This window comes from Paenibacillus polygoni, from assembly GCF_030263935.1.
Lineage (GTDB): Bacteria > Bacillota > Bacilli > Paenibacillales > Paenibacillaceae > Paenibacillus > Paenibacillus polygoni.
Map to the genome: position 1 here is coordinate 1,132,500 of NZ_CP127162.1, position 16,361 is coordinate 1,148,860.

16 protein-coding genes, 4 tRNA genes and 2 riboswitches are annotated in these 16,361 nt (G+C 41.5%); of the genes, 13 read left to right on the forward strand and 7 right to left on the reverse strand.

What is annotated here, in order from left to right; genetic code table 11:
- Window positions 1–42: 42 nt before the first annotated feature.
- Both QPK24_RS05390 and QPK24_RS05395 read right to left on the reverse strand, forming a co-directional pair.
- Window positions 43–909 (reverse strand): Cof-type HAD-IIB family hydrolase, encoded by an 867-nt coding sequence (locus QPK24_RS05390; protein ID WP_285749106.1) that lies wholly within the window; start codon window positions 907–909, stop codon window positions 43–45.
- Complete coding sequence (locus tag QPK24_RS05395) at window positions 909–1,691, reverse strand: DeoR/GlpR family DNA-binding transcription regulator (RefSeq protein WP_285746812.1); 783 nt, start codon at window positions 1,689–1,691, stop codon at window positions 909–911. The genes QPK24_RS05390 and QPK24_RS05395 overlap by 1 nt, the downstream gene beginning before the upstream one ends.
- Window positions 1,692–1,920: 229 nt before the next feature.
- Between QPK24_RS05395 and QPK24_RS05400 the strand changes: the two genes are divergently transcribed.
- From QPK24_RS05400 to QPK24_RS05410, 3 genes are all read left to right on the forward strand, one after another.
- A tRNA-Glu gene (locus QPK24_RS05400) sits at window positions 1,921–1,992 on the forward strand.
- Between the two features lie 72 nt (window positions 1,993–2,064).
- A tRNA-Lys gene (locus tag QPK24_RS05405) sits at window positions 2,065–2,140 on the forward strand.
- A 14-nt stretch (window positions 2,141–2,154) separates the two neighbouring features.
- Window positions 2,155–2,237: transfer RNA gene (locus tag QPK24_RS05410), tRNA-Leu, on the forward strand.
- A 182-nt stretch (window positions 2,238–2,419) separates the two neighbouring features.
- Here the strand turns inward: QPK24_RS05410 and QPK24_RS05415 are convergent.
- Entirely contained in the window at window positions 2,420–3,262 is an 843-nt protein-coding gene (locus tag QPK24_RS05415; RefSeq protein WP_285746814.1) for a DegV family protein, read from the reverse strand.
- A 231-nt stretch (window positions 3,263–3,493) separates the two neighbouring features.
- Between QPK24_RS05415 and QPK24_RS05420 the strand changes: the two genes are divergently transcribed.
- The 6 genes from QPK24_RS05420 to urtE all read left to right on the forward strand — a co-directional run bounded on the left by QPK24_RS05420 (window position 3,494) and on the right by urtE (window position 9,138).
- Window positions 3,494–3,883, forward strand: coding sequence for a helix-turn-helix domain-containing protein (locus QPK24_RS05420; protein ID WP_285746816.1), 390 nt, complete (start codon window positions 3,494–3,496; stop codon window positions 3,881–3,883).
- A 485-nt stretch (window positions 3,884–4,368) separates the two neighbouring features.
- Window positions 4,369–5,631: an urea ABC transporter substrate-binding protein gene (gene urtA / locus QPK24_RS05425; protein ID WP_407082952.1), complete on the forward strand. Its 1,263-nt coding sequence runs from the start codon at window positions 4,369–4,371 to the stop codon at window positions 5,629–5,631.
- 44 nt (window positions 5,632–5,675) lie between these two features.
- Window positions 5,676–6,581, forward strand: a complete 906-nt coding sequence (gene urtB / locus QPK24_RS05430; RefSeq protein WP_285746818.1) for an urea ABC transporter permease subunit UrtB — start codon at window positions 5,676–5,678, stop codon at window positions 6,579–6,581.
- 11 nt (window positions 6,582–6,592) lie between these two features.
- Window positions 6,593–7,693 carry an urea ABC transporter permease subunit UrtC gene (urtC, locus tag QPK24_RS05435; RefSeq protein WP_285746820.1) on the forward strand — a complete coding sequence of 367 codons (1,101 nt, stop codon included), beginning with the start codon at window positions 6,593–6,595 and terminating at the stop codon, window positions 7,691–7,693.
- The gene (urtD, locus tag QPK24_RS05440; RefSeq protein WP_285746822.1) at window positions 7,647–8,465 is read left to right on the forward strand and encodes an urea ABC transporter ATP-binding protein UrtD; all 819 of its coding nucleotides are present in this window, start codon (window positions 7,647–7,649) and stop codon (window positions 8,463–8,465) included. The genes urtC and urtD overlap by 47 nt, the downstream gene beginning before the upstream one ends.
- The gene (urtE, locus tag QPK24_RS05445) at window positions 8,443–9,138 is read left to right on the forward strand and encodes an urea ABC transporter ATP-binding subunit UrtE (protein ID WP_285746824.1); all 696 of its coding nucleotides are present in this window, start codon (window positions 8,443–8,445) and stop codon (window positions 9,136–9,138) included. The genes urtD and urtE overlap by 23 nt, the downstream gene beginning before the upstream one ends.
- A gap of 84 nt (window positions 9,139–9,222) precedes the next feature.
- On the opposite strand, the gene QPK24_RS05450 is transcribed toward urtE, so the two are convergent.
- Both QPK24_RS05450 and QPK24_RS05455 read right to left on the reverse strand, forming a co-directional pair.
- A complete protein-coding gene (locus QPK24_RS05450; RefSeq protein WP_285746826.1) occupies window positions 9,223–9,846 on the reverse strand; it encodes a hypothetical protein in 624 nt (207 codons plus the stop codon).
- A 222-nt stretch (window positions 9,847–10,068) separates the two neighbouring features.
- Window positions 10,069–10,791 (reverse strand): urease accessory protein UreF, encoded by a 723-nt coding sequence (locus tag QPK24_RS05455; protein ID WP_285746828.1) that lies wholly within the window; start codon window positions 10,789–10,791, stop codon window positions 10,069–10,071.
- Between the two features lie 330 nt (window positions 10,792–11,121).
- Between QPK24_RS05455 and QPK24_RS05460 the strand changes: the two genes are divergently transcribed.
- Window positions 11,122–11,204 (forward strand) — tRNA-Leu (locus QPK24_RS05460).
- 51 nt (window positions 11,205–11,255) lie between these two features.
- Here the strand turns inward: QPK24_RS05460 and QPK24_RS05465 are convergent.
- Complete coding sequence (locus QPK24_RS05465; protein ID WP_285746830.1) at window positions 11,256–11,747, reverse strand: glutathione peroxidase; 492 nt, start codon at window positions 11,745–11,747, stop codon at window positions 11,256–11,258.
- A 365-nt stretch (window positions 11,748–12,112) separates the two neighbouring features.
- A riboswitch (cyclic di-AMP (ydaO/yuaA leader) is annotated at window positions 12,113–12,333 on the forward strand.
- 60 nt (window positions 12,334–12,393) lie between these two features.
- A riboswitch (cyclic di-AMP (ydaO/yuaA leader) is annotated at window positions 12,394–12,596 on the forward strand.
- Window positions 12,597–12,742: 146 nt separating this feature from the next.
- Here QPK24_RS05465 and QPK24_RS05470 point away from each other — a divergent pair.
- Entirely contained in the window at window positions 12,743–13,156 is a 414-nt protein-coding gene (locus QPK24_RS05470) for a hypothetical protein (RefSeq protein ID WP_285746832.1), read from the forward strand.
- Between the two features lie 202 nt (window positions 13,157–13,358).
- The gene (locus QPK24_RS05475) at window positions 13,359–14,030 is read left to right on the forward strand and encodes an HAD family hydrolase (protein ID WP_285746835.1); all 672 of its coding nucleotides are present in this window, start codon (window positions 13,359–13,361) and stop codon (window positions 14,028–14,030) included.
- Between the two features lie 143 nt (window positions 14,031–14,173).
- Here the strand turns inward: QPK24_RS05475 and QPK24_RS05480 are convergent, their stop codons facing one another.
- Window positions 14,174–14,872 (reverse strand): Crp/Fnr family transcriptional regulator, encoded by a 699-nt coding sequence (locus QPK24_RS05480; protein WP_285746838.1) that lies wholly within the window; start codon window positions 14,870–14,872, stop codon window positions 14,174–14,176.
- A gap of 217 nt (window positions 14,873–15,089) precedes the next feature.
- Here QPK24_RS05480 and QPK24_RS05485 point away from each other — a divergent pair, with 217 nt between their 5' ends.
- Window positions 15,090–16,277 (forward strand): NupC/NupG family nucleoside CNT transporter, encoded by a 1,188-nt coding sequence (locus tag QPK24_RS05485; RefSeq protein WP_285746840.1) that lies wholly within the window; start codon window positions 15,090–15,092, stop codon window positions 16,275–16,277.
- Window positions 16,278–16,361 lie beyond the last annotated feature (84 nt).

Here is a 16,361-nt window from a genome sequence, read left to right on the forward strand (position 1 = left end):
GAATTTGGAATCCATGCGCTCTATTATTATTTTATCTACCGATTATTCGCCGGCAGTTTTTTTTAATTTCCGTTCAATGGCGTAAGCGACGCCATGTTCTGTATTTTTTAAGGTAACTTCTTTAGCAAGTTCCTTGATCTTGGGATTTGCATTACCCATAGCAACTGAATGGCGGACTATGGATAGCATCGACACATCGTTAAAGCTGTCCCCGATCGCCATTGTCTCTTCCATGGATACTCCAAGACGAGATGCCAGTTTACTTAGCGCGTTGCCTTTGGATGCTTCGGGGTGTTCTACCTCAAAATTATGGTCTGCCGAAATGACCATGGCTACATTCTTGTCGTTTCGGAACTGAGCTCGGCCTTTCTCCAGTTTCTCAGGGTCAAAAGAAAGTGAAAGAATATTGTAAATTTCAGCACTCTCAGGGATGTTGCGGTAACTCGGAATACGGACAATACCCGTTTGTTCATATTGTTTTTCTGCGAGCTTTAGCAAACGATCCATACTTTCTTCCGGGTTCGCACTAAGGGCACGGTCAATTTCGATAGACATGAGTTGATGTCCTTGATTGGGAGAATAGATTGCTTGATCGGTGAGCACCTCATAATAAAATTCGTTTGCTTCCAGCCATTCGAGTATGCTAAATGCAATCTCTCGATCCATAGGAATGGATTCGATTTTATTTTCGTTTTCATCATGGGTGGTTGCTCCGTTAGCTGCAATAACGGGGGTAACAAGCTCTGCTTTTTTACACAGGGCTCTTACATCAGCGTGGGCTCTTCCTGTAGCGATGACTACATGGACCCCGTTATTTTGGGCAAAACGAATGGCATCTGCATTCTCGGAACTAATCTGACTTTCGGTATTCAGCAGTGTTCCATCTAAATCAATCGCAATAAGTTTAATCATGATAATTCCTCCTGTTCCTCACTAGAATCTGGCACTAGAACTTCCACCTGATGTTGTTCAAAGAAATCCATCATCGATGTGCTCGGAAGTTGATCTGTGATAATGACATCAACTAGGGACCAGTCTGCAAATCGGTAGAAGTAATTCCGTCCAAATTTAGAATGATCCGCAAGGACGATGACCATTTCGGCTTGTTCCATCATCTTACGTTTTACTTTTCCTTCCTCATCATTTGCGCTAAGTCCGTCCGTAGTAACTCCGCCGACTCCAATAAATGCTTTCTCGACATAATAATGAGATAAGGTTTCAATTACAGAAGCTCCATATACATAACGGTGTTCTTTGTGCAGGATGCCGCCTAATAGCCGGATATCAACCGATTCTTTCTCGGACAGCAAATCAGCTGAGTTGATGGAGTTCGTTATCACGGTGCAATTTTCCGCATGTAAAAATTCAGCGCAGGCTTGAACCGTGGTAGAAGAGTCAAGAATGATACGGTCACCTTTTCGAACCAGAGCGGCAGCAAGTTTTCCGATCTTTTTCTTTTCCTCTGATACAGTGACAAGTCGGTCTTTATAATTTTTGAACTCCTGAATCGGGGAGGGGAGAAGCGCACCTCCGCGAGTACGGACAATAAGGTCTTGTTCTTCGAGCTTAATGAGATCACGTCTCGCTGTATCTCTAGATACATCGAACTGTTGGCAAATCTCTTCAATGGAGATTCGTCCTGCGTTAGCAAGGTGATCCATAATCAGTTGCATTCGTTCTTCCTGATACAATTTGGAAACCTCCTAACTATATGCATCAATATAAGTTATTTTAATGTTTTGTAAGTCAAATTGCAATATTTAATACAAAATACCTTGATTTAAATGAGTATAATCCCGTTTTTATAAGGAAACATAAGTTTTTTATTTTTTAATAAAAAAATTTAAAAAAGGGGTTGTCATGGTTGTTTATATTATGGTATACTCTATCTTGTCGCTGAAGAGCACAGAATGTTACTAAGGCCCGTTGGTCAAGGGGTTAAGACACCTCCCTTTCACGGAGGTAACAGGGGTTCGAATCCCCTACGGGTCACTTTTTCTCTTAATGATTTAGGAAGATACCAATCCGTGTTATGGCATATAACATCATGGAACTTCTCATCAAGAGCCATTAGCTCAGTTGGTAGAGCACCTGACTTTTAATCAGGGTGTCGAAGGTTCGAGCCCTTCATGGCTCACCAGTATAATTTCATATGCGGTCGTGGTGGAATGGCAGACACGCTATCTTGAGGGGGTAGTGGGTGTATACCCGTGGAGGTTCGAGTCCTCTCGACCGCATCATATCGAAGGAAAGCCTTGTGCGTTTAGCATAAGGCTTTCCTTTTTTTGCAGAGAGAGTGAACTAGACGCGTAACAATAGAAAAAGGACTGTTTCCGGAACCGATTGAGAATACGGGCCAAGAAAAGTCCTTTTGAGATTAGATAAGAGAATATTAAATGATATTAGAATAAAGATTATTTTATTTAAAATAATACATAAACCCAATTGCACCCACACCTGTATGTGTACTAATAATAGGTGAGGTGTAACTGATCTCTACATCTTCATGACCAGTAAGCTCATGGATTAAATCTTTCAGCTGGGATGCTAATTTGTAATTCTCAGCGTGAGCGATTCCCACTTTGTAGATCGTTTTTCCTTTCACATCTTCAGCAAACTGCTTGGCCAGATATCTTGCGATCTGGGGTTGGCTTCTAAGATTTACGACGGGAGTATAGTTACCGTCAATAAGAGAAGCGACAGGTTTGATGTGCAGAAGGGAACCGATCAGTGCTTTTCCTTTTCCGATACGTCCGCCTTTTACTAAGTTATCCAGTGTGTCTACCGCGACAAACAGTTTCGTATTTTTCTTGACCTCTTCTATTTTACTTATGATTTCTTCGACTGTTTTGCCTTGCTCCGCCATTATAGCAGCTTCGATAACTTGATAAGCGAGTGCTTTGGATGTGAATTCGGAATCGATAACCGTTACTTTAGCATCTGACATGTCGGCAGCCATTTGCGCTGAACGTACAGTACCGCTCATGCCTCCGGTCATATGAATGGATATGATTTCGTATCCTTCTTCATGAAATCGATTGTATCTTTCTAGAAATTCGCCGGCAGCCGGCTGAGAACTCTTAGGCAGCTCATCGCTTTGGATCATTTTTTGAATGAATTCTTTAGGTGTAATATCTATTTGGTCAAGATAGGTTTCGCCTTTTATGGTAAAAGAAAGAGGCACCACTTCAATACCGTATCTTTGAATGACGGAAAGGTCGAGATCCAGTGTAGAGTCCGTCACAATTTTAATCTTACTCATTTGTTCACTCCTTCGTAGATAGAGGCCATCATATCAAGGATAACGTATTTTTATAGTAATCACCAGTGACAGATATAACTATATAGAACGCCCACAGTAAGTACAAATACCAGACGGAGAATGCGCGTGTTGTGTGTTATAATATGGAATTAATACCTAGGTTATATGAGCTGCTAGTCTACAGATTGCTGGGCTTTCATATTACTATGACTTCATGGAAGGCGGTCTTATATGCATTCGATTTACGAACGGATTGAGTATCTAATTATGGAAAGAGGCATGACCAAAAAAGCATTTTGTGAGGAATTGAAAATTAGCACAGGTAATTTGGGGGATTGGAAACGGGGAAAATCAACTCCGAGCACGGCGAAGCTAATTGAGATTGCTGCTTACTTTGGGGTGAGTTTGGATTGGATCATGCTTGGTAAGCATGATGATGAGGTTAGAGAACAGAAAGCTGTCTATCGTATGGGAAACCATGAACAGAATGTAAATGTAGGAGATTTATCTATAGAAGAGCAGGCTTTCATTAGAGAGTATATTGAATTCACACATTATCGCAGAAGAAAACAGGCGAGTCTGTACGCCGGCAAAACTTCTGAGAAAGGTAACAGAAAATAACGGATTACATAAGGACATTTAAAATAGCTATCACATAACAGGCCATGATCTTATCGATCATGGCCTGTCTGATTTTCTTATATTTTTTAAAGTGCCAGTGATTTTGTAGTTATCTTGTTTAGTGAATAGTCTAAGCAGGGTCGCGTTTTGTTCCATCAGGGAATGTAGCTTCTATTTCGTAAACGACGGGAGCTTTGCTTTTTCTTCCTCTGTCCAGTGAATATGAATACGACAAGGTAATAGTGTATTTCTTGTAATGGATTTCAATTCTAATGTTAAATATACTTACATATATTTAGGGGTATTGTCTATTTAGCCTGTTATTTTTGTTATTATGCACCATGTAACTAGGCATGGAATAAAAATATGTTAGGTATATTGACATAGATGATTTCTCCTCTCTATAATGTGAGATACCAAACAATAATGGAAAAACAGGAAATAAATGTTCGGTTTGGGCTAACTGATTAGAGGGGATGAGGTTCATGCTAATGCGAAAGTTCGGTAAATGGTTTCCTGTGGTGTTAACAGGTGTGATTATGTTGTCCGGCTGTGTATCTGGAGGAGAGGGTCCCGCTAGGCAGACGTCTGCTACGGAAGGCAGTAGTACGATAAGTGCTTCAGATAGTGACACGATTAAAGTGGGGATTCTGCATTCTCTCAGTGGAACGATGTCTATTAGTGAAGTATCAGTTAAAGATGCGGAAATGCTTGCGATTGAAGAGATAAATAAGGCGGGCGGAGTGCTTGGAAAACAAATCGAACCCGTTATTGAAGATGGTGCTTCGGATTGGCCGACTTTTGCAGAAAAAGCAGGGAAACTTCTGCAGCAAGATCGGGTAGCTGCGGTGTTTGGCGGCTGGACATCGGCAAGCCGAAAAGCCATGCTGCCTGTTTTTGAACAAAATAATGGACTGTTATTCTATCCCGTACAATACGAAGGGCTTGAATCCTCCCCAAATATTTTCTATACCGGAGCTACAACCAATCAGCAGATTGTTCCTTCTGTAAGCTGGTTGCTTGAGAATCGCGGCAAGAAATTCTTCCTGCTTGGTTCGGATTACGTCTTCCCTAAAACAGCGAATAAAATCATTCAGGCACAGCTTAAGGCAGAAGGGGGAGAAGTGGTCGGAGAAGAATATACTCCCCTTGGTCATACGGATTACAGCACAATCATCAACAAAATCAAAGCTGCAAAACCAGATGTTGTTTATAACACGCTGAATGGAGATAGCAACGTTGCCTTCTTCAAACAACTAAAAGACGCGGGCATCACATCAGAGGATCTAACGACATTGTCTGTCAGTGTTGCGGAAGAAGAAATTCGCGGTATTGGTGCGGATGTTCTCGCAGGTCATTTAGCAGCTTGGAACTATTACCAAACAACGGATACGCCAGAGAATACAAAATTCACGGCTGCATATAAAGCGAAATATGGAGCTGACCGTGTGACTGCGGATCCTATTGAAGCCGGGTATACTGCCGTTTATTTATGGAAAGCAGCAGTGGAAAAAGCAGGATCTGTTGATGTGGCTCAAGTGAAAGAGGCAGCAAAAGGCATTGAGTTTAATGCACCAAGCGGCAAAGTGACCATTGATGGAGAGAATCAGCATATTTACAAAACGGTACGTATAGGTGAAGTCCAGGCCAACGGGCAGTTCAAAGAACTCTGGAACTCTGGTGAGCCTGTGAAGCCTGATCCGTATCTGAAAACCTATGAATGGGGAAAGTCACTTGGCGCTAACTAACTTGTATCTACAATAGATAGATGAGAAGGGAGGCGGCATAATCGATGGATATGTTTTTGCTGCAAGCTTTTAACGGCCTGAGTGTAAGTTCCATTTTGCTTCTGATTGCACTCGGCCTCGCCGTAACCTTTGGACTAATGAATATTATCAATATGGCGCATGGTGAGATGATCATGATTGGTGCTTATGCCACCTATGTAACGCAAAATTTATTTCTCTCCTATATGCCTTCATCTTGGTTTAGTGCGTACTATCTTGTCGCGCTTCCTGCTGCGTTCCTTGCTTCTGCGGGGGTCGGCTGGATGCTGGAAGTGCTTCTTATCCGCCACTTATACGGAAGACCCCTGGATAGTTTGCTTGCTACCTGGGGAGTAGGTATGATTCTGCAACAACTGGCAAGGACGATTTTTGGTGCCCCGAATGTCGGGGTGACCAGTCCTTCCTGGCTTAATGGAGGAGTAGCGGTTACGGAAAGCATCACGCTTCCTTACACGCGTTTGTTCATTATTCTGCTGGTCGCTGTCGTGCTATTCTGCATGTACATCTATATTTATAAAACAGCAGCAGGACGCCGGATGCGTGCTGTTATGCAGAATCGAAATATGGCGGGTTGTCTTGGGATCTCTACTCGGCGCGTTGATGGACTTACCTTTGCCATTGGTTCTGGTATTGCGGGAGTGGCAGGATGTGCACTGACTTTGCTTGGTCCGATCGGACCATCGATTGGAACTTATTACATCGTTGATGCATTCATGGTTGTTGTTCTAGGCGGGGTAGGGAAACTGATTGGTACTGTGACGGGGGCGCTTGGAATAGGAGTCTTCAATACTTTATTTGAGACGTACACAAGCGCATCTATCGGTAAAGTGCTTGTGTTTGCATGCATCGTTGCTTTCCTTCAATGGAAACCGAGAGGGCTCGTGGCACTGCGTTCACGGAGTTTAGACTAGGGGGGCTGAGGATGCCGTTAATAAATAGACTGGGAACCCGGGGACAGCGAATTGCCTGGGGAGTCGTGCTGATTCTGATGAGTCTGGCGCCGCTCGTATCTACGGAATTTCGGTTAAGTTTACTTGCGAAATTTCTTGCTTTAGCGATTCTTGCCATTGGCCTGGATCTGATCTGGGGTTATGGGGGAGTGTTAAGTCTAGGACATGGAGTGTTTTTTGGGCTTGGCGCTTACGCCATGGCGATGTATCTAAAATTACAAGCCAGCGGGTCGGCAATGCCCGATTTCATGGTATGGAATAGTGTGACGGAACTTCCGTGGTTCTGGGCAATCTTTCGATCTTTCCCTGCTGCGTTTTTACTTGGTATCTTATTGCCGGGTTTGCTTGCTTTTTTGCTTGGGTTGTTCACCTTTCGAAACCGGATTACCGGTGTATATTTCACTATATTAACGCAGGCGCTAGTTATGATCATGGTAACGCTGTTTGTAGGGAAGCAGGAATGGACGGGAGGAACCAATGGGTTAACCGGATACCATCACATTTTTGGAATGGAGCTTCATCGTCCATCAACAACCATTATCCTTTATTATGTAACGCTTCTGATTCTAGTCTTGTCTTATGTGCTCTGCAAAAGAGTTGTACGCAGCAGGTTTGGTCAAGTGCTCGAAGCTGCCAGAGATGGTGAGAACAGAGTTCGATTTCTCGGATATGATCCTGCGTGGTACAAAACAATGGCATTTACCTTGTCTGGTGCGCTTGCCGGACTTGCGGGGATGTTGTTTGTCCTTCAGGTTGGTATTATCTCTCCTTCAATGATGGGGATTGTCCCCTCTATTGAAATGGTGTTATGGGTTGCGCTTGGGGGCCGGGGAACCCTGGTTGGAGCTATGATCGGGGCTGTAGTGCTGAACGCTGCAAAAACAGGGATTAGCGAAGCGTATCCAGAGGGATGGCTTTTTGTTATGGGGGGTCTGTTTGTAGCTATCGTATTGTTCATGCCTAAAGGTCTTATTGGTGTATATCACAGTGTAACTGGTATGCGGGTGCGAAAAGGAGGTGTGCCAGATGGCCAGTCCGTCCGTAAACGTAAGCATAAGCAAGCAACATCCTAACGAAAAAATCGTGCTCGCGGTTCATGGTATCACGGTTTCTTTCTCTGGATTTGTAGCGGTGCGTAATATGAATTTATCCTTGAAACAGCGAGAACTTCATTTCTTAATTGGTCCAAATGGAGCAGGGAAAACAACGATGCTTGATGTGATTTGCGGAAAAACCAAACCTGTATCAGGCCAGGTTCTTCTTCCGGATGGGACAGATCTTATTTCTAAGAAAGAACATCAGGTCGCAAGACTCGGTATCGGCCGTAAGTTTCAAGCGCCTTCTGTATTTGGCGGGCTGACTGTACATGAGAATTTAGAGATCGCACAGAATCCTAACAAAAATGTGTTTTCCGCACTGCGTAAACGGCGAGGGGATGGTCTGACGAATGAAATGAAAGAAGTGGTAGAACAGATTGGCCTTGGTCATCGTTTGAATCTTATGGCCGGTTCTTTGTCCCATGGAGAAAAGCAGTGGCTTGAGATTGGAATGCTTTTACTTCAAAACCCTGAGGTGCTATTGCTTGATGAACCTGTTGCAGGAATGACAGATGAAGAGACAAACAAGACGGGTGTGCTGTTAACTGAGATTGCGAAAGAGCGATCGGTAGTTGTGGTAGAGCATGATATGGAATTTGTTAGACAGTATGCGCAGAAGGTCACTGTGATGCATGAAGGAACACTGCTTACCGAAGGGACGATGCAGGAGGTTCAGCGGAATCCAGTAGTTGCTGAAGTGTATTTAGGTAAAAGGAGGAAGGAAGATGCTGCTGCTGAAGGGGGTTGAGTCGGGGTACGGGGAGAGTATGGTGCTTCGTCAGGTACATCTTGATATAAAACCTGGTCAGGTTGTTTGTTTAATGGGCCGAAATGGAGTAGGTAAATCAACACTGTTGCGAACACTAATGGGTATATTAAAGGTTCGCAGTGGTAGTATTCATTGGGATGGAAAAGAAGTGACAAAGTGGGATTCGGCCAAACGTGCTCGGGTTGGAATTGGCTATGTCCCTCAGGGAAGAGATGTCTTTCCGCAGATGAGTGTCAGAGAAAATCTGCTGCTTGGACTTGAAACGGCTCCTAAGGGAGCGAAGGAAATTCCGGCAGATGTACTGGGAATGTTCCCTGTGCTGAAGACGATGATGGATAGACAGGGCGGCGATCTGAGCGGGGGTCAACAGCAGCAACTTGCCTTCGCGAGAGCGCTTGCTGCAAAGCCGCGATTATTATTGCTTGATGAACCGACAGAAGGGATTCAGCCATCCATTGTAGATGATATTCGCGATGTTATTATTCAGATCAAGAATCAGGGGGATACAGCCATCTTACTTGTGGAACAAAGCGAAGAATTCGTTCGCAGTGTGGCAGATTATATCTATGTAATGGATAAAGGCGCTATTGCCATGCAGGGGGAACCGGAAGAACTTGGACTTGCGAGCTTCGAACATTATCTGACGGTTTAACGGAGGGTTGCCTAAGTAAGTGCTGGCTCCGTGTTTCTTTAAGCAGCTCTCCTATGTTCGGATGAACAAAGGGGAGCTGCTTCTTTAGGCTTCGTCTAGAAAATGAGAATACTGAGGGTACACTCTTCTTATGCAATCAGGACAAATATCATGTGTGAACTCGGCGTGTGTATTTCTTTCTACAAAGCTCTCAACAGGATTCCATTCATCCTCTTCGTCTCGAATTCGTTTACATACAGCGCATATGGGAAGCATGCCCCGAAGGGTTTTGATCTGGGAAGAAGCGTGGTTAAGGTGGGTTTCCAGTGTTTTAAAGGGGGTGATGTCATAATATGAAATGGCGAGACCGACAAAATCGGGCTGAAGAGAAGTTTTGTAGGGGGAAGCTTCTAACTGAAACCATGTGTAGCCTTGATCTGTAAGCGTGCTTATTTCGCAGGCATAACTAGGTGTATGTCGTTCCAATACGTTCTTCAGATGAAGAATAATGAGTTGTATGTTGTGTATGCAGGTTCCTGGAATTTCATTAAGGATCCTGTAATAATTCATCTTTAAATAGCTCTCTGCAGGATGGGGAAGCAGCTCAGAAATTTTGGTGAGCCATGTTTGATTGTATGAAGAAATGAGTCCTTCTTCATTAATTATTACGGTCGCAGAACGAAATTGATTGTAGGAATCTTCGAGTGTAAGCGGGTTTGCTTCAGACAATGGCCGTCTCTCCCTATTAAATATTTCGTTCTTGAAAAAACAATAAAGAAGGAGTTTCTTCTTTGTATTTCTATAAAAGTATAGCTATATTATATACGTTTTTACGTCATCTAACAATGATAAATAACTTACATACGTCTTTCTTTTCCGACAATGTCGTCGATTAATGATGAAAAACACGCCGGGATGGATAATCGGCGTGTTTTAGGGAAGGGGGGCTACTTAATACGAGGAGAGTCTTGATGGGGCTCTGAATGCCTTAGTTCCTTCTTCGGGAAAAGGGAAGTTAGGAAGAAATGGTTGTACGGTGAAACGAGAAGGGAGAAATACAGAGGAGTCAGACAAATCTAATTTGTTCCATTCTTGATCTAAATGTTCTCCTAATGTTTTGTGTAATTGTTCAAGTTCATTTGGTTTAATAAAAAGGAGTTGTCTTGCGTGAAGGAAGCACACATTCTTGGCAGCGTGAAGATAGCTGGATACGGCATTTATGAGGGGGACGCCGATTTCGTAATTAATCCAAGCATGTACGATAGGTAAAGAGATGACAGCCCCGTATTGTTCGGCGGCTTTTTCGAGTGGAGAAAAGTCCATCCATGGATGTAATGCTTTGGATAACTTGATAAGTCGTTTTCCCGTTGTTCTTGATGAATTCGGTTGTTCTGCAGCAGGGGAGTGCTGACCATGTAGGGTCTTATCGATAAGAGCAATTCTTTGGTAGTCTTGATTGGCAGCAGCGGTGTATGTTCCTTTGATGGCCATACCTTCGATTCGGATGAGATTAGGGTAAAGTTCATGGCGCATGAATGTCTCGAAATCCTGCGAAGTATGGATCATTCCTGTCTCGATCTTTGATTTAAGTCCAAAGGAGTGTGAAAATCCTCCTACCTGAAGTGAGGAATCAAGCAATTTTACGTAATCGAGCAGCTTATTTCCTCGGTTCATTCCGTTCGCCTCCCTGTGGATTGTGGTGATGATGGAATTTGATAAAAAGAAGAGATCGATAAGTGTGTTATATGTGTGTTATGTTTTTAAGTTTTCCGCTGTATTTGATACCTATTTTGACATATAAAAACCATAAAAGTCAATATAAATCTCTTCTTTTATTATTATATGTTATGTAAATTAACGTAAATTTGACGTAAAGGGAATGTTTAGTTCCTTGTTTTATGTTTTTGTGATGTAAAAAAAATTTTTATGTTTTTGTCTTTACATGATATAGGTTTATGTGTATAATATATTTTGTTGGCACGAAAATGTTGCTGAACAAGATGCGCGGTCGTGGTGGAATGGCAGACACGCTATCTTGAGGGGGTAGTGGGTGTATACCCGTGGAGGTTCGAGTCCTCTCGACCGCATCAGACAGAAGAGACCTTGAAGTTATAACTTCAAGGTCTCTTTTTTTGTTCTTATATCCCTTGGTGTGATAAGAGCTTTGCGATATCCGCTTCAATTTTGTCCGGGGTTGTCTGTGGACTGTATCTTTTTACAATGTGGCCTTCTTGATCTATAAGAAATTTAGTGAAGTTCCATTTGATCGCTTTCGATCCTAGAATGCCAGGTGCCTTAGTCGTTAAATATTTGAAAAGGGGATGAGCATCTTCTCCGTTTACATTTACTTTCTCAAACATAGGGAAACTGACACCGTAATTCATCTGGCAAAATTCAGCGATATCATCACTTGTCCCTGGTTCTTGATTTGCGAATTGATTACTTGGAAAACCGAGTATTTCGAAAGACTGTTGATTGAATTTATCATAAAGTTCTTGCAGCCCTTTGAACTGCGGTGATAATCCGCATTTGCTGGCGGTATTCACGATAAGCATCACTTTACCTTTATAAGCTGACATATGAAGTTCTTGACCTTTTATGGTATTAACATGGTAATCATAAATGGACATTGATTAACCCACCGCCTCATCTTTTTCTTCTTATTATAAGAGAATAGACAAGCCGTTTACAATATTTTCTACAATTAAATTTTAAACAATTAATAAAGGGAGTTAACCAATGTGAGTCAACCATATACCTTGTCTTTTTAAGATTTAAACAAAATGCATGTAATCCTTAGCTACATAGAGATTAGAGGAAATGGAAGCCTTATTGTTTTGTTTTTTAATAGAATTTAGATGAATATGACGTAATATTGACGGAATTGAGCTCTAGAATACCTTTACACCGTTCTGCTTCGGGTGTATGATTCATATCGTAAATCTTGAGCACAAAGAAAGACGAGTTACATTTTATAAAACAATAGAAATTCTCATTACTATGCTTGCTGAATTTTCGTCTTGATGTATTCAAACGAAAAACGGGGGAACCAATGATAGCAGGGCTGCTTGGATCGGTGTAAGAGCTGGTTCTAGGAACTTTGTTGGGGTGAATCTTTATTCGTCGAATGACAGTTTCATTCGGGTGTGTAAGGAAGGGCGACTCTCATCGTCCGAATCCGACAGCTAACCTCGTAAGCTAATAACTTGAGAGAGGAATGATGAATCTTGTGATCGTTTATCGACCGCAGGGGCGCTAACCCTCTGTGGTTTTTTATTGTTTTCTACGCTGAATTTTTAGATTCATCTATTAATTTTTAGGTGGGTCTTTGATAAAAACGGGGGAACCAAACGGGAATGAACATTCGGAAGATTGTTTATTCCAAGGGGTGAATTTCCGGGTCGTCAGGCCGGGAATAGGGCAACTCTCTCTTGTCCGAATCCGGCAGCTAACCTCGTAAGCGTATATAGGGAGAGGCAGCAGAACCGTGAGCACCTAAGAGGAGAATTGGGAATTTTCGTGATTCCTTATTTTCCTATTTGGGTGGGAGAGCGCCGGCATGCCTTCATGATGTAAATGGTGTTCTTTTTTTTGTTGTCTTTTCAATCATAGGGAGGCTTACACAATGAATAATGAAATCATTCTGGTTACTGCACCTAATGAAGCAGCTCGAAATTTTATAAGATTACTTATGTACAAAAAATTGTCCTTTGCGGTTCTCACGAATAGCGAACAGGAAGAAAAAAAGGTTAGAAAGCTTGGAGTGCAGCATATTATCCGTATGGATACTGCGTTTGCTCATAAATGGGCACTGCCCGATGCAACCGTAGGACGGATATTTTTGTTTGAGAACAGCATGAATTTAACCTGTCGCTTTCTGCAAATATGCAGACCATGGACACAAAAACCAATAACGATTATTACTCAACAGAATCATCCGCGCGGTGTATACCGGGGGATGGGAGCGAATCATATCGTTTTCACTATCAAGGGTGAAGTCGGATTCTTGTTGAACGAAGAACGAGCTGCTGTTAATTAGAATGTTTTTCGTCCTGAAATGATAAATAAAGAATTTGTTTTACATCTATTGATGTAGCAGGGCAGGTATCCTTGCTATGATTGCGGAACAAATCTTGCATTGCTATAATGGTCAGATAAGATATACGTAGTGTGAGACTCATGATCATCATGGGTCTTTTTTATATGGAAGATCATTGTAACTTGAAAGGTTGAGACAAGAGATGGGAATGTGGTCTGACGTAAAGTGGCTTTTTTTTGATGTAGGGGACACGCTTGTCGATGAATGGATACCGGTGGACCATATTATGAATCAGTTTGTTGAGCGTGCTGCAGATCGAGGTTATTCCATTACGATTCAGGATGTGAGGGAGAAGTTTATTGAAAGCTACTCTAATTTTATTGACTCTCCCATGCAGTATGCGATCTCTCAGTTGATTGAGAAGGAAGAGGACCGGGCTTATATTCGGCCTAGGCTGAAATATCGTAAAGAACTGGAGACTCCCTACCCAGAAGCTAAAAAAATTCTTGCTCAGCTTGGAGAACATTACCGGATTGGCATTATTGCGAACCAAAGTCCAGGTACGGCTGAACGGCTTCATCAATATGGTTTTAGTTCTTATGTTGATGTTATTGCTTGTTCTGCAGAGCAAGGACTAGCTAAACCGGACGTTAGACTGTATGAATATGCTTTGGAAAAGGCAGGATGTGCTCCTTCGGAAGCAATAATGATTGGGGATCGGATTGATAACGATATTGTTCCTGCTAAATTACTCGGGATGAAAACCATCCGTATTTTACAAGGGTATGGAAGATATCAACCCTCTAAAGGCGCAGATGATCTGCCGGATTGTACAATATCCGGTTTAGATGAATTAATAGGACTGCTCCTATAACACTGAATTGGGAAAAAGGAACAGAAAAATAATATGCCTGGCAGAATGGACCCCGAATAGTAGACAGTGTAAAAAGGCGAATCCTATCTCGGGGTTTCACCTATCGAAAATTTCCATTTACAAGGTTTTCATCTTATTACCGTTTATTCATAAATATTGTCTTTTGCTAATTTACGAAGTTTATTAATGTTTTTGATATGTACGGTACCATCAATTCTTTCAATAATTTGTTGATTACACAATTTCTGAATTACTCGGTTTAAATGTCTGTAACTTGTACCAATAGTATCCGCTATTTCGATTAAGCTTGAATTCTTCATTTCCTCCCGAAATAAATTACCCATGCTATCCGTAGAAATAGATAATAAATAGCTGGCAAACCTCACTTCTACAGGATAAAGAACAAGGAATGTAGTGAAATTGGTCTTTGTCCTAAACTTCTGTGCAATAGACTTGAGTAATCGTAGCAGAAAGCTTGGATTATCTCCGATTATTTCTTTCAAATTTTTGTACGAAATACGTAAAGCGATACATTCTGTGCTGGCCTCCACTGAATTCATTGCTGCTTCCTCATTCGCAAATTCGATATCCCCCAGCATTGCAGGATTTTTTTGGAATCGTATGATTAATCTTTTGTCTTCGGAAGTTAATGTGTATACTTTTACTTTCCCCTCGACTAGAAAAAACATCTCCTTTAGAGGTTCGCCTTCGGAGATCATGTTTTCTCCTTTTTCAAAACTGCATAATCGTATCTTGTTGAGATCTTCTATCGAAAAGAATTCATGCAGGTTCATTTTCTCCAGATATGAATAAATTAATGGTTGATTATCAGTTATACGCATCTTTCTTCTTCCTCTAATTTTATTTTGTGTTGTTTATTATTCTGCCCTGAACTTCAAAGTTAAAAACTGCGAGAAAATAATAGAATAGAATTTGTTAGGTGTAGGACATATGTCCTTGAGTTCAATAGGGAAAGTAATTAGTATACATACGGCGGGAAGAAAGGCAGGTTTTTTTCTTAGACTTCTCCCATGAAATTTAACAGAAAGAGGGATAGTTTTGTTTGGGGTTTTACTTGGTATCGTTGCAATTGTTCTATTATTAGGTGTTTCTTACTTGCTTTCTAACGACAAAAGAAACATCAACTTTAGAGCGATTATTATTATGCTGGGGATTCAATTTATTCTGACTTGGCTACTTCTCAAAACAACGACGGGTCTGAAGGTAGTCGATACCATTTCAACTGGTTTCAATAAATTGTTAGAGTATGGAATGGAAGGTGTTGACTTCGTTGTGGGTGGCTGGATCCCAGAGGGACAATCGCCGTTCTTTGTTAATGTCTTGCTTATCCTCGTTTTCACTTCAGCGTTCCTATCTTTATTAACACATTTAAAAATCCTTCCGTATATTATTAAATTTGTGGGTGGATTATTATCAAAGGTGACTGGATTGCCTCAAATCGAGAGCTTTAATGCAATTAACTCTATATTTTTTGGACAAGCAGATGCAATTCTTGCGATTAAAGCTCATATAAAAAGTTTAAATAAAAATCGCTTGTTTATCATATCTACTTCTGCAATGGCGAGTGTTTCAGCCGCTCTTATTGCTTCTTATATGACTATGCTGCCATCAAAGTTTGTTTTGATTGCAGTCGTATTAAATGTATTCAGTGCGTTGATCGTAGCTTCTATAGTAGCACCTGTGAAGGTTTCAAAAGAGGAAGAAGAAATCGATATAAATGAAATGATTCATACAAAAAATGTCTTCGAAGCTATTGGAAGCGGAGCTATGGATGGTGGAAAGGTAGCTCTAATTGTAAGTGTCATGTTGATCGCTTACTTAGGGATACTTGCACTTGTCAATGGAATCTTTGATGGTGTTTTTGGAATGGATTTAACGACGATGGTTGGGTATGTTTTTGCACCAATCGCCTACCTAATGGGTATTCCGGGTAATGAGATGATTACGGCTGGTTCCGTAATGGGGACAAAGTTAATTGCTAATGAATTTGCTGCAATTATGCAGTTCCAACCTATGATGGCAGATCTTTCGGAAAAAACAGTATCTATTCTTTCAACGTTCCTTATTTCCTTTGCTTCTATTGGTTCTATTGGTATTGTAAGCGGTGCTGTACAAGCTATTGATGGTGCAAAAGGGAAAGAAGTGGGTGCCTTTGGATTGAAAATGTTACTTGTGGCAACAATGGCGTCCATTCTATCCGCTACAGTCGTTGGATTATTTTTATAATTCGCTGGATTGTTCTTTCTTTAGAAAAAAAGAAAATTGATGGATTTTGTTGAACTGAGCCCCGAAGGGTAGACTTAGAAAAAG

Excerpts from the sequence above, each read along its gene's own strand:
- QPK24_RS05415 (WP_285746814.1), bottom strand. The coding sequence starts at position 3,262 with ATGAGTAAGATTAAAATTGTGACGGACTCTACACTGGATCTCGACCTT.
- QPK24_RS05420 (WP_285746816.1), top strand. The coding sequence starts at position 3,494 with ATGCATTCGATTTACGAACGGATTGAGTATCTAATTATGGAAAGAGGC.
- urtA (WP_407082952.1), top strand. The coding sequence starts at position 4,369 with ATGCTAATGCGAAAGTTCGGTAAATGGTTTCCTGTGGTGTTAACAGGT.
- urtB (WP_285746818.1), top strand. The coding sequence starts at position 5,676 with ATGGATATGTTTTTGCTGCAAGCTTTTAACGGCCTGAGTGTAAGTTCC.
- urtC (WP_285746820.1), top strand. The coding sequence starts at position 6,593 with ATGCCGTTAATAAATAGACTGGGAACCCGGGGACAGCGAATTGCCTGG.
- urtD (WP_285746822.1), top strand. The coding sequence starts at position 7,647 with ATGGCCAGTCCGTCCGTAAACGTAAGCATAAGCAAGCAACATCCTAAC.
- urtE (WP_285746824.1), top strand. The coding sequence starts at position 8,443 with ATGCTGCTGCTGAAGGGGGTTGAGTCGGGGTACGGGGAGAGTATGGTG.
- QPK24_RS05455 (WP_285746828.1), bottom strand. The coding sequence starts at position 10,791 with ATGAACCGAGGAAATAAGCTGCTCGATTACGTAAAATTGCTTGATTCC.
- QPK24_RS05465 (WP_285746830.1), bottom strand. The coding sequence starts at position 11,747 with ATGTCCATTTATGATTACCATGTTAATACCATAAAAGGTCAAGAACTT.
- QPK24_RS05470 (WP_285746832.1), top strand. The coding sequence starts at position 12,743 with ATGAATAATGAAATCATTCTGGTTACTGCACCTAATGAAGCAGCTCGA.
- QPK24_RS05475 (WP_285746835.1), top strand. The coding sequence starts at position 13,359 with ATGGGAATGTGGTCTGACGTAAAGTGGCTTTTTTTTGATGTAGGGGAC.
- QPK24_RS05480 (WP_285746838.1), bottom strand. The coding sequence starts at position 14,872 with ATGCGTATAACTGATAATCAACCATTAATTTATTCATATCTGGAGAAA.